The sequence below is a fragment of the Neobacillus mesonae genome (assembly GCF_001636315.1).
GTDB lineage: Bacteria > Bacillota > Bacilli > Bacillales > Cytobacillaceae > Neobacillus > Neobacillus mesonae.
On the sequence record NZ_KV440949.1, the window covers coordinates 5,017,157 to 5,033,485 of the forward strand.

General features: G+C 37.9%; 14 protein-coding genes. 9 read left to right on the forward strand and 5 right to left on the reverse strand.

Annotated features, from left to right (window positions below):
- The first annotated feature begins 177 nt into the window (after nt 1-177).
- Nucleotides 178-1,413: an ATP-grasp domain-containing protein gene (locus A6749_RS23615; protein WP_066397808.1), complete on the forward strand. Its 1,236-nt coding sequence runs from the start codon at nt 178-180 to the stop codon at nt 1,411-1,413.
- A 200-nt stretch (nt 1,414-1,613) separates the two neighbouring features.
- On the opposite strand, the gene A6749_RS23620 is transcribed toward A6749_RS23615, so the two are convergent.
- Nucleotides 1,614-1,913 (reverse strand): DUF3243 domain-containing protein, encoded by a 300-nt coding sequence (locus tag A6749_RS23620; RefSeq protein WP_066397811.1) that lies wholly within the window; start codon nt 1,911-1,913, stop codon nt 1,614-1,616.
- A gap of 267 nt (nt 1,914-2,180) precedes the next feature.
- Here A6749_RS23620 and A6749_RS23625 point away from each other — a divergent pair, with 267 nt between their 5' ends.
- Nucleotides 2,181-3,737 carry an amidase family protein gene (locus A6749_RS23625; protein WP_066397813.1) on the forward strand — a complete coding sequence of 519 codons (1,557 nt, stop codon included), beginning with the start codon at nt 2,181-2,183 and terminating at the stop codon, nt 3,735-3,737.
- A 122-nt stretch (nt 3,738-3,859) separates the two neighbouring features.
- Here the strand turns inward: A6749_RS23625 and A6749_RS23630 are convergent, their stop codons facing one another.
- Together A6749_RS23630 and A6749_RS23635 are read right to left on the reverse strand one after the other, a co-directional pair.
- The gene (locus A6749_RS23630) at nt 3,860-4,687 is read right to left on the reverse strand and encodes a GNAT family N-acetyltransferase (protein ID WP_066397816.1); all 828 of its coding nucleotides are present in this window, start codon (nt 4,685-4,687) and stop codon (nt 3,860-3,862) included.
- The gene (locus A6749_RS23635; RefSeq protein ID WP_236719815.1) at nt 4,688-5,080 is read right to left on the reverse strand and encodes an ABC transporter ATP-binding protein; all 393 of its coding nucleotides are present in this window, start codon (nt 5,078-5,080) and stop codon (nt 4,688-4,690) included. It lies immediately after the preceding gene.
- A gap of 231 nt (nt 5,081-5,311) precedes the next feature.
- Between A6749_RS23635 and A6749_RS23640 the strand changes: the two genes are divergently transcribed.
- Entirely contained in the window at nt 5,312-7,219 is a 1,908-nt protein-coding gene (locus tag A6749_RS23640) for a 3'-5' exonuclease (protein ID WP_066397818.1), read from the forward strand.
- 112 nt (nt 7,220-7,331) lie between these two features.
- Nucleotides 7,332-7,787 carry an ASCH domain-containing protein gene (locus tag A6749_RS23645; protein ID WP_066397822.1) on the forward strand — a complete coding sequence of 152 codons (456 nt, stop codon included), beginning with the start codon at nt 7,332-7,334 and terminating at the stop codon, nt 7,785-7,787.
- Between the two features lie 26 nt (nt 7,788-7,813).
- Here A6749_RS23645 and A6749_RS23650 read toward each other — a convergent pair whose 3' ends face one another.
- On the reverse strand, nt 7,814-9,874 hold the full coding sequence (locus A6749_RS23650) for an ATP-binding protein (RefSeq protein WP_161487163.1): 2,061 nt from the start codon (nt 9,872-9,874) through the stop codon (nt 7,814-7,816).
- An 88-nt stretch (nt 9,875-9,962) separates the two neighbouring features.
- The gene (locus A6749_RS23655) at nt 9,963-10,652 is read right to left on the reverse strand and encodes a response regulator transcription factor (protein ID WP_066397829.1); all 690 of its coding nucleotides are present in this window, start codon (nt 10,650-10,652) and stop codon (nt 9,963-9,965) included.
- Nucleotides 10,653-10,794: 142 nt separating this feature from the next.
- Between A6749_RS23655 and qhpC the strand changes: the two genes are divergently transcribed.
- From qhpC to A6749_RS23680, 5 genes are all read left to right on the forward strand, one after another.
- The gene (qhpC, locus tag A6749_RS23660) at nt 10,795-11,115 is read left to right on the forward strand and encodes a quinohemoprotein amine dehydrogenase subunit gamma (protein ID WP_066397831.1); all 321 of its coding nucleotides are present in this window, start codon (nt 10,795-10,797) and stop codon (nt 11,113-11,115) included.
- Between the two features lie 16 nt (nt 11,116-11,131).
- Nucleotides 11,132-12,754: a quinohemoprotein amine dehydrogenase subunit alpha gene (gene peaA / locus A6749_RS23665; RefSeq protein ID WP_066397832.1), complete on the forward strand. Its 1,623-nt coding sequence runs from the start codon at nt 11,132-11,134 to the stop codon at nt 12,752-12,754.
- A 17-nt stretch (nt 12,755-12,771) separates the two neighbouring features.
- Entirely contained in the window at nt 12,772-14,214 is a 1,443-nt protein-coding gene (locus A6749_RS23670) for a radical SAM/SPASM domain-containing protein (RefSeq protein WP_066397834.1), read from the forward strand.
- Nucleotides 14,211-15,293, forward strand: coding sequence for a YncE family protein (locus A6749_RS23675; RefSeq protein ID WP_127486669.1), 1,083 nt, complete (start codon nt 14,211-14,213; stop codon nt 15,291-15,293). Before A6749_RS23670 ends, A6749_RS23675 begins: the two co-directional genes overlap by 4 nt.
- Nucleotides 15,294-15,382: 89 nt before the next feature.
- Nucleotides 15,383-16,321, forward strand: coding sequence for a hypothetical protein (locus A6749_RS23680; protein ID WP_066397839.1), 939 nt, complete (start codon nt 15,383-15,385; stop codon nt 16,319-16,321).
- Nucleotides 16,322-16,329: the final 8 nt, after the last annotated feature.

Consider the following 16,329-nt stretch of genomic DNA (forward strand, 5'->3'; position numbering starts at 1 on the left):
TTCATAGAGTCATATTACCTGACACGGAAAAGCTTTAAGCTACTAATCTAGGTTTCGAATTGGCAAAAAACGTCTATATAAGAAATACCAAAGCTTTATCCTTTGTAATGTAGTAATTAATTGTCTTGAACATTTTATTTTTAAAAATCAAATATTTTAACACAGGAGGTATTTTTTATGGAAGAAGCTTTAGCACGAAACTTTTCAGTATGGGACAAATCCATGGTCCAACTTCGTCCTTCATTTTCCCTCGAAGATATATATGGTAAGGGGATTATTTATAATCCTAAACTATATGACACAGATTATTCACATTTTTCTCAAGACCTTGTATCATTAGAAGTGCTTACTGGAAGAGAATTTTGTGTGATGGGAGAAACACCGATTATATGCCATGCGGCAACAGCTGCACCAGAGACCATATCCCTGTTAGAAGCAGGGGGAGTAAATGTTCCGCCAATACGATATATTTACTCCAATGATGACGAATATAAAAGGCTGCTAGATAATCTTAAAAAGCAAAATAAGAAATTAATCTTTCAGTATCCACATCCTTCGAAGGATATCTCAAAAGAGATTTCTTGGATTGAACCTGAACTCCACGCCTATTTGTGTGATAAAAGAAATATTCCTAAACTTGTTCCGGAGGGTCATTTTCCTAAAAGGAGAACGATAAGCCTTGAGCAAATTCTAAATGAAAAACCGGAGCTTCCATTTGTTTTAAAAACAGGGGACGGCCGAGCAACATCAGGTGGATTCGGCGTATTGCTTGTGAATGACAAAAAGCAGCTTCAAAAAGTAGATGATACCTTTGGTGACTTATCTCAACTCATTATCGAGGAATTCATAGAGTATGATCAAAATATATCTGTTCATTATGTTGCAGATCAGTATGGTGAAATTCATTTTCTAGGCATGTCCGAACAAATCGTCAGTAATGAAGGGAATTTTCGAGGAAGCTGGATTTCAACAGATATTGAAGATAAATTTGCTGAAATTGTGTCGGTGGGTTATAAGGTGATGGAAAATATAGCAAAGAAAGGTTATGTTGGTTTTGCTGGTTTCGATGTCCTCATAAAGGGTGATCAATTTTATTTTATTGATTTAAATGTTCGTTTTAACGCATCAACTTGTGGGCTACTATTGATGGAAGATATTCAGAATAAATTAGGAAAAGATGTTGTTCGCCTCTGTAACTTTGAATGGACGAATGACTTTAATGGTCTAATTCGAGTGTTAAAAAAATATGTGTCCAATCAACAAATAATCCCATTAAGTCTATTAAATTCCAATCAGTTTCAGCAAGGAAAACTAGTAGAAAAAGCAATCGGACTAGTAGCGGGACATTCTATCGATGAAGTTGAAAGCATTCTTTCAGAAATGAGTTCCGAGGGACTTATTGTAAAAGAGTAGGGGGTATTTTTCATCGAAAGAAGAGTTCCAGCTCAAAGTATGATAAGGACGAAGCTCATTGTAATATTTACTTTACCCGTTAGGATAAGAATCCTAACGGGTTATTCTAATCTGTGAAAATATCCGTATAATAAGTTTAATAAAAAAATAAAGCCCCTAAAGTAGGAGCTTTATTTTTTAGAAAAAAGTTTTTCCTAAATCTAAGATTGTTGCACTAAGCGGACAAGCATGTGGGCCAGTTTATGCTGCTCTTCCTCAGTCCCTACTTTCCAAAGTTCCTGCAATAAACGCTCTTCAGAATTTTTTGGTGGTTCCTTCTCCGCAAGGTAAGCTGCTACTTTCTGAGCTGAGTTGGCTAACTGTTCTTCATCCATTCCTAGTTTTCTTCCTAAATTAACTTTTCCACTAAGATATTCCCTGAAATCATCAAAACTTGTTAAGGCATCTCCGTGTTTGTTAATCTGGTTTTCTATCTTCTCCTGATCTAACTGATTATCCATGAATATCACTCCTTTTTAATGTTAACCAATGGGTTAAATGTGCTTGTCTAATACATTCCCTGTATCTTTCAGAATAAAACCTTATAAGCAATTATTCTTAAAAAGTTAAACCTGGGTTTGACTGTTTGTCCCAATAATAAAATGAAATGGTTCCTTTTGTTTGGTGATTACTTCCTATAAAAAATAGTATTTCATGACCTTCCTCTTATTTACAATTTGTCTGTAGGTTAGTATATTCTAATTATTCCGAAAATAGGGGGGGTTCAAATGAAAAGAGTGTATAACAAATTTTTCGTTTTCTTAACTGTATTAGTACTGGTTTCAGGCCTGTATGCAGCTCCAGCAGGCGCTGTTTCTAAATCAGTGAGTCCTGTCGCAGAAAGAGTTTTATCAGTTGAAATTGAGGAATCTACGATATTTGAATTGCAGCATGCAATGCAAAGAGGAGGCTTAACCTCTGAGGAATTGGTTCAATTCTATCTAGACCGAATTGAGGAGTATGATGATAGACTTAACTCTATCATTACAGTAAACGAGAATGCTTTAGAAGAGGCAAGACAGCTGGATAAAGAGCGCAAAGCAGGAAATGTCCGAAGCTCCTTGCATGGAATTCCGATTATTTTAAAAGACAACTATGATACATATGATATGCCTACTACTGCAGGTTCACTGTCTCTTGAAGGTTCGATTCCATTAAAGGATGCGTATCAAACGAAGAGATTGAGAGAGGAAGGTGCCATTATTTTAGGGAAGGCAAACCTGCACGAATTTGCTTTCGGATTCCAAACGATTAGTTCCCTTGGCGGCCAAACCTATAATCCATATGATGTAACCAAATACCCTGGTGGTTCAAGCGGGGGTACGGCAGCAGCGGTTGCTTCCAACTTTGCCACTATCGGTTTAGGAACAGACACTGGAGGATCGATTCGAATTCCTTCTTCCTTTAATAGCCTTGTTGGACTTCGCCCGACTATGGGACTGGCCAGCCGTGCTGGAATTATACCGCTTGCTCTATCACAAGATGTTGGCGGGCCAATGGGACGTACGGTTGAAGATGTTGCTGTGGTGCTCGATGCCATTGCCGGCAATGACTCGGAAGATCCAGCTACTGAAGCGAGTATCGGAAATGTGCCGAAAACCTATACTCATTATCTTAAGAAAAACGGATTAAAGAACGCGAGGATTGGTGTTATTCGTGCCTTGTTTGGGAATGATCCTCAAGTCAATAATGTAATGGATCGAGCAATTGCAGATATGAAAGCGCTTGGAGCGGAAGTGTTCGAGGTAACGGTTCCGAATCTTAATCAAATTCTTTCTTATCCAAGCTTAAGCGGATATGAATTTAAGTTTCAGTTAAATGAATATTTGACAAGACTAGGGCCGGATGCACCTGTAAGAACGCTAACAGATATAATCGAAAGCGGGAAATTCCATCCTAGCTTAGAAAGTGGATTAAAATCCCGAAATGAAATAGAATCACTCGAAAATAATGAGCCATACCAAGAAATAATTACGAATCGTCCAAAATTGACAAAGGAAAGCTTAATGGCGGTGTTTAATGAACAAGACCTTGATGCGCTGCTCTACCCAACCTCCAGCGCATTACCTGCACTGGTGGGTAAAAGCCAGGGTGCCGGCAATGCCAATCGTTTAAGTCCATATTCTGGATTCCCATCGATGTCGGTTCCTGCGGGCTTCAGTGACGACGGGCTCCCGGTAGGGCTCGAACTATTAGGAAAAGAATTTGACGAGCCCACTTTAATTAAGCTGGCTTACGCATATCAAGAAGGAACGAAGCATCGAAAAGCACCTGAACTCGAATAAGAACCTACTTGAAATAATGTTAGTCCAACTGATCTTATAAACCTTAATAACCTACCTACTTCAGAAATTTGAAGCAGGTAGGTTTTTACGTGTCATATCGACGAACTAGCTAAAATCCAGCGTTAATCTAAATATTGATAATAATCCTGCGCGTGATAACTCCTAAATCCACAAGATTCATAAAGTCTTAGAGCATGGGCATTTTTGGCTTCGACTTCTAAGAAAATCGGCAGCCCTTTTTGATGTTCCATTTTAACCACTTTTGATAAAGCTCTTCTGCCAATTCCTTTTCCTTGGAGTTCCGGAAAAACGGCAAAACCGAAAATCCATGCTTCTCCATTCATTTCGGAAACACGCATTTTACCGGCGATGTTCCGATTTGCTTCAATAATTAGCCTTTGATCATAGCTGTTCTCCCTAACCATTGCCGCAAAATCCCGAGCTTCTTTTTCAGTAAATCCAAAGCATGCGATGTCAAGCAGGATCTCCGCTTCATCATCCTCCTTTGTGGCAGTAGGTCTGATTGTAATGGCCTCATCTTCAGTTAATTCCGTTTCATGCCATTTCATTTGATATTCAGCAAACTGAAACGTACAGGAGGTATTTTTCGAAAACTCCTTAGCAGATTGGGATGCGGCTGGCGCATTCAACAAAATGGTCCTGACATCCCGTTTTTTCGCTTCTTCTAATCCTTTTTCAAGCAGCTTTGAAAAGATCCCTTTACGGCGGTTCTCTGGGTGCACCATACCGCAAAGCTCAACTTTATTGCCAAACCCATAGCTGCCAAGGAATCCAACGAGCTTGCCGTCTTCATAATGGAAGAAGTCTTCCTGGTAATTTGCTGTCCGGTTTTCCAGCATATCGAAATTAAGCTTTAATTGAAATCCGGCATCTTTTTCGCAAATCTCTTGAAGTGCTTTTATTTCGGATAATTCTTTTTTTGTCAGCAATCATTTCACTCCTATCAATTTTCTCTTTAAAATGCCTTTTTTAACAAGATTCACTAGTATTCCTTTATTTTTATATTTCTGATAGCCGATTAAGCGGTTTAAGTCTTTTAAGGTCAATTCCGCGGGAGCAATTGCGAGTTCGAATTCCGAGCTTATCTTATCTATTAAAGCCAGGGCGTATTCCATTTGCTTTGCCGTTAATTTAAAATCTTCTTGATTTGCCAGTTGTTTTTCGATTTGATCCGCATCTGTTGCAGGATGTATTGCCGCTGCATGCTCTTTCAGTTTGGCTTCAATTAACGCTTCAATTTCGGCAGGGCTTATTTGTTCCGCCTTTGGCGGGACGGACTGCGGAGTGGGTTTGAATAATTTTTCAAGAATACCCTTTAACATTTTATTCACATCACTTTCTTCAAATTCGCTATTTAGTTTTATAAAAAGTAGTAAAATTCCCTCAATTCTATTATTAAAATAATTATCTAGAAAACACAATATCTTTTTGGTGCATTTTGTTCTGTTTGGTAGATTAATGTAAAAAAATAGGTAGAACGGTGTGGAAATTATAAGGTCTTTTTCCTTATTTGTTGTATAATGGAGAAAAATCAATTTTTTGGAGCGGTTGTTATGGCTATCACAGTACCAGAAAATATTCGATCAACGGCGACTGCTGGTGAGCGGTTATTTTTTCGAACCTTAAAAACATTTCTGCCAGATGATTATATTGTATATTTTGAACCGGATATTCAAGGAAAGCGTCCTGATTTTGTGATTATTGGACCTGATTTAGGTATTGTTGTATTGGAAGTGAAGGATTATACAAAAAATACCCTGTTTCAAATAAATCATGATCAATGGCATATCGTCACCACAACTGGCGATCAAGCGGTGATCAAAAGCCCGATGAAGCAGGCAAGGGACAATATGTTTCATGTCGTGGATGTATTGAAAAAGGATAAAAGCCTCGTTCAATTAGACGGGAAATATAAGTTTCAGCTTAAGTTCCCATTTGGCCACGGTGTTGTTTTTACGAGATTGTATTCTAAGGACTTTATTCAGGAAGGTCTCTATAGCGTGATTGAACCCCACTTATGTTTCACTAGGGATGAAATTGATCCGGATAAAGAGGAGTTTTCCGAAGAGGTCCTAATGGAAAAGATTTTGAATATGTTTGTGGTTCCATTTCGATTAAGGGAGCCCCTATCGGCTGAAGATATTAATGCAATCCGTTATCATTTGTTTCCTGAGGTCCGGATTAGTGCAGAATTCAAACCCCCGGTGCCTTATCAGGATCAACTGCTTTTGTCTTTACATGACATTAAGACGATGGATCTGCATCAGGAGAATTTAGCAAAGCAAATTGGTGACAAGAACCGGTTAATCCGCGGTGTAGCGGGGAGCGGGAAGACAATTATTCTTGCCAGCCGAGCCAAGATGTTATCGAAACAAAGCCCTGATTGGAAAATACTAATCTTGTGCTATAACATTTCTTTGGCCAATGCGATCCAGCAAATGATTGTCCATATGTTAAATGAACCGGAGGACTTGTTCGATTTTGATGCAGCAGAGAAAGAAGTTCAAAATCAAAACATCATTGTCCGGAACTTCCACTCCTGGCTGAAGAATGATTTGAAAATAAAGGAATATCAGCTACCGGAAATTATTGAAAAAATTGAAAAGGGCGAGACGATTCTTCCAACCTATGATGCGGTATTGATTGATGAGGGACAGGACTTTGGAGCAGATTGGCTGCGATTAGTTAGTTTATTAATTAACGCTAATACTCAATCGCTATTATTGGTTGAGGACCGCGCTCAAACTATTTATAAACGGAAGCGTTCCTATTTACAGGATACCGGTTTAAGCTTTCAGGGAAGGTCGAAGGTACTGACAATTAATTATCGGAATACACATCAGATTGTCAAGTTTGCCTGGGATTTTTTCCGTAAACATTCCGTGTTTAAAAATAAGGTGGTCAGCCGTGATTTGGAAGGCGATATCATTGCTCCGCAAAGTACCAAGCGTAAAGGTCCTGAGCCTGGAATCATAAAAGCGGCGAATTTCTTTGAAGAAATGCGGCTGGTGGCGAGACAAATGAAGAAGCTGCATGAGGAGAGGAAGGTTCCTTTAGATGAAATGCTAATCCTGTATCGGGTAAAAAGAACACATAAATTCCCGATCGTGGATATCATCCAGCGATCATTGAAGGACTTAGAGCTTCCATATTTCTGGATCACAGAAAATGATGTTTCGAAGCGGTCGTTTAAAAAGGAAGATGGCAAGATCAAAATTAGTACCATAGATAGCAGCAAAGGACTAGACTTCCAAGCTGTTTTTATTGTAAATGTAGACTCAATGCCGTTTCCGCTGGAGGAAGATAAGGAGAGGGAAGTGTCCCTTCTTTATATTGGGATGACAAGGGCTAAGCAGTTTCTTTGTTTATCATACTCGGCGGACTCCGAGTTTACACAGTATTTTGCCAGGGTATTGCTGGAGAGGAAACAGGAGAAGAGCGGGTTGGAGAAGATCAATTAACATGGGGGTGTAAAGAAATATAATAATATGAATAAATGGCCTGCTCCTATATATCACAATAGTTCTATAGTTCACGTCTTTAGGAAATAGATCCGATTGGAGAGAGGAAAAAATGAACAAAGCAGCACAAATATATTGGGACGAATTTTGGAAGTCCCAAGAACAAGAAAAACCAAAATCAGTTAGTGCGTGGCAATTTGGGGATAATCCAGACTATTTGGCACAATTGGTAATAGATGGCGTGAAAACAGCCACTTGTTCTGGTCTTGTTTTTTATGAAATTGAAAATGAGCCACTACCTTCGATTGAGGATTTTAGCATCGTATTAAATAGTCAAGACGAACCTTTAGCCATTATTAAAACAATAGATGTTCAAATTATGCCCATGAATGAGGTTCCTGAGGAATTTGCTATTGCGGAAGGGGAAGGAGATAGAACCTATCAATATTGGAAAGAAGCTCATGAAAAATTCTTTACAGAAGAATTAGGTAAAGTAGGACTTGAATTTTCAGAAGATATGATGATAGTGTGCGAGCGTTTCAAATTAGTAGATGATAAATATAAGTGAAAAAACGCTTGGGACCGCCAAGCGTTTCAATATATTTTTGTGGGGCTAGGATTCTTAATAGGTAAAGAAATCGTAACAATGGTTCCTTCATTTATTTTACTCTTCACATCAATGGTCCCACCATGACCCGTAATAATCTTTTGGACGATACTCATGCCCATCCCGCTGCCAATGATTTCATGCTTTATCCGTTCATCACGATAAAAAGGGTCAAAAATCTGGCTAACATTCTCATTGGATATTCCAATCCCATTATCCTGGAATATAAGGTAACAGTGATCATTTTTCATAAAGATACTACATTGAATAGAAACGTCTCCATTTGGCTTAGCGTATTTAACGGCATTAGAAAGAATGTTAGTGAATGCGCGATTCATTTTCTTTGGATCAATAAATAGTAATGGAAGCTCTTCTTCGTAAGTTTTTGTTATATTAATAGAATGATCTGAATGTACTTTACACTCCATCTCAATCGCATGATCAACAAGAAAATCAATTGGATACCATTCCTTTTCAAAATGTAAATCGTCAACATGCAACGAAGACAACTCAAATAAATCATTGATTAGACCAATAATGTGATTTGTTTGTAATAACACAAGTTCAACATATTCCTTCTGTTTTATTTCTGATAAATCATATTCTTTGATAACCTGCAAGAAGCCTTTTATTTTCGTTAATGGTGTCTTCAGATCATGTGAAACATGCAAAATAAGTTCTGTTCGGGCTTGTTCAGAGTGTTTTAACCGTTCAAGTGTATGTAATAATTGTTCATTAATGTGAGCTAATTCCTTTGTACGTTCGGAAACTTTTTCCTCTAGCATGTCAGCACGTAATTTTAATTGTTTTACTAATTGATGAATGGTCGAGCTCATTTCATTGAAAGTCAACGTAAGCTGTCCAATTTCATCATATGAATGAACCTGAATTTGACTTCCATGCATTCCACTTGCGTTTTGTTGAATGGCTTTTGTTAATTGTTTAACGGGCCGAATAATTCTTCTAGAAAAAGCGTATGACAAAATAATTAACAGTCCACTTGTACAAAGAAGAAAAAGAACTAAACGATGAATAAATTGATTTAACTTATTGGAAAGTTGTTGATCAGTTTGAAGTATAATTGGCTGAATCATATCATTTTTAGGTATGCTGAAATGTAATGTCCATTTCGTATTTGGAATTTCTGCTGAAAGAATATAATACTGTTCACCAGCATCATCGGTCCATATTCGTTGGGTGCCATTTGATGTTTTTTCGTGATGTGGTAATTTTAAAGGAAATGTAGATTGAAATTGGCTGTTAAATCGATCCTCATTCCCTGCGACAAGGGTTCCGTCTTGGTCCACGATAAATGCGTAGGCATTCTGAGTATCAAGGGAAAGGCTTTCAATCCTGGTTGTTATTTTATTTATTGGAACGTCTGCGCCAATTACTCCTCGGAATGTACCGTCAGGCAAATAAACCGGCACAAGAGCAGTAATTACCCTGCCCCATTGAGTGACATCGTTATAATTTTTTGTCCACTTCACTGTTTTTTCTGGATTATGGGATTTATCAGCCATGTAATAAAACTCATGTTCTTGCACAATGATATCTGGCGGTAATTTATTGATTGCCACTTCATATGGCGCGTCCATTGCAGGATAAATAATCCATGCAGATTCTGAAAGAATAAAGAAAACCGCCTTTAATGTGGACTCGTTGTCGATTGTTTGTTTAAGCAAGGGTTCTAGTTGTTTTGTTTTCTGCAAATCTTTATAAATGAGGCCTGTTTTTGCTTTGGCATGAGCACTAATAAAAATATTTGCCCTATCGTTATGGCGGTCTACTGGTTCCCAATAAAAACCCAATGGATGATTGACTAAACTAATTTTAGGAAGACTATTTAACTGACCTGGTGCCTGTGAAAATACATATTCTGACTGTTTTTGCAGCAACAAAAGATTCTTCTCTACTTTTTCAAAATCCTGCTGGATCAAGGTTGCTTCCATTTCAAGGTAAGCAAGATTCTGGTCAAGTGTTTCCTTAGTTGTTTTTTTTATTTGTTCATCCGTTAACTGATGATAAATAGATTTTACTTCTATCACATTATAAATCCCAAACACAGCAAAAGAGATGAAGCATAATAAAAGCATAACGAATAAAATTTTCAAAAATAGAGATTTTTTTATCATTCTAATCAAGGACAAATTTATAACCAACCCCTCTTACTGTTATAATATGCCTCGGATTTAATGGATCCTCTTCAATCTTTTTCCGTAAACTCGAAATGTGAACGACTACTGTTCTTTTTTCGCTTAATGTATCAAAACCCCAAATTTTTTCTAGCATCTGTTCGGCGGTAAATACTTGGTCCGGTTGTTTCATAAGAAAAAGTAATAGCTCGAATTCTTTTGAGGTTAAGTGAATTTTTTCGTTATTACGGAAAAGTTCTCTGGCTTGAATATTGATCCTAAGATTGCCGAAATCAAGGTAACGATTGATCTGTTCTTTTTTCATTAGCAGTCTGTTTCTTCGTAAATGGGCGCGTATCCGGGCAATTAAGACCTCAATATTAAACGGCTTTTCTATATAATCATCGGCTCCGATGCTTAATCCAAGTATTTTATCGTTGTCGGTGTTTTTACAACTTAGAAACAAAATTGGATTATTGGTATACATACGAATCATTTTGCAAAGTTCAAACCCATCCATATCAGGAAGCATAACATCAAGAAGAATAAGGGAGGGTGTGTGTTTTTTTACCATTTCCAATGCTTCACCGCCATATGAAGCAATCGAAAAAGGCATAGCTTCACGTTCGAAGCAAAACGTCAGCAGATTCTGGATATCAGGATCATCCTCAATAATTAAAATTTCTTCCATTATGTAAAACCTCCTTAATTAATGATGTCAAGATCAATTGAATTTGATGAAAACTTTATCTGCTTTTTACAGATTGTTGACTTGAATTTGAATAAAAATTGTTAAAATTCTGATAAATGAAACGGAAAAGGGGGACCTAAGCGTGAAACATTCAAAATCCTTAAATAAAAAAGGAAAATATTTAGAGTCCATCATACAGCAATCAAAAGAACCAGAAGTAGAAGGGTTAGCATTTTTGCCGATGGGGTGTACAAGTTTATTTGATCCTGGTTGGGAAACTGATTTCTCTGGAACTGGCCATGATGGATTATGTCAACCACACTACCGAGATATTTATGGCTGCTATGGTGATTGCTGGTGGGCAGCACAAGTTCCTGATGGATTAACGAATTATGGCTCTTGGGCTGATGAATGCCCGGTCGCTGCAAATGACTGGAAAAAATTAAAATATGTAAATCCATAAAGAGAGTGGTGAAATTGTGAAAAAGAGCAAATTACTCTTATTTTTTTTACTTTTAATTATAGCAATTATCTTTACAGCTTGCACGACTAAAGAAGTTGAAAATACCGAGAGGAAACCTCCTGGTAAGGATTACGTCATTAGTGAGCAAGTGGATCAAACATGTATGAGTTGTCATGCGGTGAATGAAGGAAAGCTTGAAAGAATTAGTGATGTAAGAAAAACTCCGGAAGGATGGCTCGGTACAGTCCAGAGAATGGAAAGGATTCATGGGGTGAAATTAACCGATGAACAGCGTGAACAAATCATTAAAGATTTAAGCCGAGTCCAAGGCTTATCACCAGAGGAAGCGGAGCCTGTACAGTATTGGATGGCGAATAAGCCTTCTTATTCTGAAGCGAATACGGAAAACGACGCTGTCAATAACAGTTGTATCTCTTGTCATGCCGGTGGAAGATTTGAAGCACAAAGAAGAACAGAACAAGAATGGAAAAATCTTAAAGATTTCCATTTAGTTATGTTTCCGTCCATTTATTTAAACCACCGTCATATGGATTGGCCAAAAGAAGCAGAAGAAGCGATTGCATATTTGGCAGCACAATATCAATATGACCAAGAAGAATGGGAGAATTGGAAAGGGAAAGATTACGACCCGTCTGGAAAATGGAAAGTAGTGGGATTCCAGGCCACGAAAGGTTTTTATATTGGTGAAAGTGAGTTTTCGAAAGAGGGGAATAAATTTAAAGAGACTAAAACCATTCAATTTTTGGATAGCGGTAAAAAAATGACACAGACAGGTCCGGTGGAGATGTATGGAGGATTTATGCTTCGCACACAATTCACAGATGATCAAGGAAGCAAACAACGTGGAACGTATAATATCTTAAAAAATGGCACCCTTATCAAAGGGGATTGGTCTCAAGCGAAGGATTTAGGTATAAGTGCTGAAGAGACGTATTTTAAAGTCCAAACAGATGTACCAGAAATTATATATATGGAAGAAAAAGCATTGAAAATTGGCTCAACAGCTAAAATCCATATATACGGCATGAATTTAACCAAAGCAAAAAAAGAAGCTATATCCCTCCCTAATGGGGTAACCGTAAAGAGTTTTGTGACGGAGTCAGATGAAAAAGCTGTACTTACTATTGAAGTAAATAGAGAAATACTGCCAGGGCAATATGAAATCAAAGTCGAGAATAAAGCTGTGCATGATCAGTTAACGGTCTATCAAAATATTGATTATCTCAAAATTGACCCTCCATATGGTGTAGCCAGGGTCGGTGACAGGGGGCCAATGCAGAAGGTGAGTACGCAATTTACAGCGTATGCATACAGCAATGGTAAGGACGGTAAAAAAGGTACTGAAGATGACCTAATGCTTATGCCTGTCAAAGCAGAATGGACTTTAAACGGATATCCGGACGAAGCGAATGCGGAAAAAGTAAAATTTATCGGAAGCATTGATGAAAATGGTTTATTTACTCCTCTTGGTGAGGGAATTAACGAAAAAAGAGAGTATACGCAGGAAAATGTCGGAGCTGTCACTGTTCATGCAAAAGTCACTATTAATGGAAAAACGTTGGAAGCAGAATCGCACCATATTTCCACTGTGCCTGACTATGTAAATAACGTTCATTAAACGAATGGAGGAGACCAATGCAACTTTCTAATTATCTTCGTTTTGAAACCGATAATCAACACTATTTATATCACGGATTGACGGGTAATATCATTCATATAGATAAGGAAGCGATGGACTTTATCGATTTTTTTGAAACGAACGGCGAGAGAGAAGGTGACTCATACACACTATATGATGAAAAGTTGAAAGATCAAGTGTTAGAAAGCTATCAATCTATCGTTACGGAATTTTCAGAGTTAGAAATCCTAACAATTGATCGAAATGAAAACGTTGGCCGCTTTTCCCAAACACCGGGTGCACCGCTCAATACGGAAAATATGCCGGTAAAGACGCTTGTTTTCCACTTGGTAAATGAATGTAACCTTCGCTGTACGTACTGTTATGCAGATGGGGGTGAATATGGTGCCCCTCAAAAGTACATGTCACAGCAAACGGCAAAGCAAGCGGTTGATTATTTGCTGGAACATAGCTACAACGAAAAATCAGTGACAATCGTCTTGTTTGGCGGGGAACCATTTTTGAACTGGGATGTACTGAGATTTATTGTTGAGTACAGTTCAGAGGAGGCTGAAAAGAGAGGTAAAAAGGTAACGTATTCACTTACTACAAATGGCACATTATTATCCCAGAAAAAAGTTGAGTTTCTAAATAAATATTCAGTTGGGGTTTCCGTAAGTATGGACGGTTCAGAAGAGTATCATGACAGAAATAGACCATTTGCGGGCGGTCAAGGTTCCTATCAAACGGTAAACAAGAATGTATCCCGTTTGATTGAAAGTGAACGCACAGCACCAGTGGGAACACGTGTTACGGTTGCGAAAGGATTTGAAGAGATCGAAGCTTCGTTGAAACATTTATTATCGAAAGGTTTTTATGAAGTTGGCTTTGCACCGGTTACAGAATCTAACATGAGTCTAGCGCTGAATGACGTTGATCTACAAAAGCTGCTGGATCAATTTGAAGAGATTTCGGATGTGTATGTTAAACATGCCATCCAAAACGAATACCTAGGATTCTCAAATTTAACCAATCTATTAAGGGAACTTCATAATGGTGAAAATAAAGCTTACGGCTGTGGAGCAGGTTTAGGATTTTTTGCTGTTAGCCCAGAAGGCAACCTTTACTTGTGTCATCGCTTTAATGAAGATGACCGTTTTAAAATGGGTGATATTTATAAAGGGGTCAATCGTAAAAAGCAAAAGCAAATGCTTGAAGAACTTCATGTGGATAACAAAGTATCTTGTAAAACATGTTCGTTAAAACACATTTGTTCGGGCGGCTGTTATTACGAGGCGATGGAAAGACAAGGTGATTTCCGCAAGCCTAATGCTCATTACTGCAATTGGATGCATGACTGGATTACGATTGGGTTAAAGGCATATGTCCGTATAGCGGAGCAAAACCCAGGCTTTTTAGAGGCAATAGCCGGTGACAAAGTGAGGTGCTCAACAAGTTGATGAGATACAAAAAATTCCCCATCCTATTACTTTCGCTTGCCTTGGTTATATTAATCATTTTTCCGGCACATGCTGAGCAGAAACAAGCCTATACGGAGCGGGTCTTCGTCTCCGGTTATGGAGAGGTTACTGTTATTGATCCTGCTGTCCCGAAAGTTGTGGCAAGTATAAAAGTCGATGGTCCGGTAAGGGATATGAGTTTTACAAAGGATGGAAAGATGGCGGTTGTTAATGCGAATGATCGCAAGACATTGTATGTGATTGATACGGTCGAAAACAAGGTAATTGACTCCATTACCTTAACAGGAAGAACCGATAAAGGACTGCTTGACAGACGTATTTGGGGTGCCGCGATTTCACCAGATGGTTCAAAGGCTTATGCTTTTGTGACACAGGGTGAAAAACAAAAAAATATTTTCAAGTCGCTGCCCACAAAAATATTGGAAATTGATCTAAAAACGAAGGAAGTAACAAGAGATATTGAGGCGCCATATGGGGTCCATGTTCTCCAATTTAAAGAAAATGATCCAAATACCATCTTTGTCTGGGGCTATGACCTCTACACACTTGATTTGAAAAATTGGAAGATTTCTTTAAAGAAGGGAATCAAAAATTCTAAAAACCCTGAAAAAGAAGGCGTTGGCGGATTCCTATTGTTATTCCCGCGTGGACATGAAAATGGGTTTAACTCTTTTCCAATTATAAAGTCTTATCCTGATGGCAGAGTGACTGAAGGCATAATGTGGATGAACATGAATACTGGAAAAGTGAAAAGTGTTGAATTTGACCAGGAACCTGTCGGCATGTTCTCAGCAGTGATTGATAAAGCCGAAACAACAGGCTATGTCATATTGAACGACTGGTACAAAGTAGATTTAAAAACAGGAAAGGTGTTAAAAAAATCCAAACCCCCGACGGGAAGTATCTATGGGATAAATACAAGTACTGATGAGAAAAAATTATACCTTGCAGCTGCAGGAAATCATTTTGTGGTGGCAGATCGGGAATTGAATATTGAAAAAATAATAGAATTACCGACAGATGGTTTTGATTTACGAGTTGTAAGAATCCAGAAGTAAATGGTAGGGGAGGAGGCTCCCCTGCTGATTTTTTATCTATTACACATAAAGATTAGAATTAAGCAATTAAATAGAAACGAGGTGTTTAGGTGACGGAGTTTGCAATTGCAGTACAATCTATAAATGAAATTATCAATATTAAAGAGCCCTGGAATAGTTTACCCCAATTAAATCAAGTAGAACAAGAAATGCAGCAATTATTTTTTGAGGAATGGGAAAAGGTTTTTTCTAAATATAAGAAACCAACAAGAATATATTTTGGTTCGGAATTTTGCCAGTATCGTTTAATGCCATTATCAGTCGTTAAAAGAGCACTTGATTATTGTTGGACAAATGGTTTTGAATTTACGTTTGCCACCCCTTATGTCCATGGTGCTAAATACGAAAAATTAGTAGAAATTCTTTTCTTTTTAAATAAAACAGCTGAAGAAACCGGTAAAACGATTGAGGTTGTGGTGAATGACTGGGGCATTTTCCATATTACACAAAAAAAACATCCGCATTTGAAGATAGCGGTTGGCCGCCTATTAAATAAAAACATACGCGATCCTCGGGTTGCAAATTTTTATAATGACGAAAGAGCACCGGAAAAAGGCAAACAATTTTTTAAACAATCTGGATTATTGTCCCAAAATTTTAGTAAGTTTTTAAGTAAGGGCAATCTTGCTTCCATAGAATTTGATGAACTAATTCAAGGGTATGAGTGGCCTGATGAAGTAGAAAACTCGTATACAACTACCTTCCATTATCCATTTGGGACGGTTGCCAGCGGCAGCGCCTGTATGGTTGGCTTTATGGATTCTGAAAAAAAAGATAAGTTCCGCGGGGACCCTAACTGTACACAGCAATGCCAAAAATATGTCTTTGAGTTGAAAAACAGAATGATTCCTGAAATGGATACCGGAATTTATCAAAAAGGGAATACAGCGTTTTATACGTATAAAAAAGAGATGATTCAAAAGGGATTGCAGCAAATTAATGAAATGAAGAATAGCAGGGTTGTTTATAGTTTGCGAATACCTGTTTAAAAGAAAGG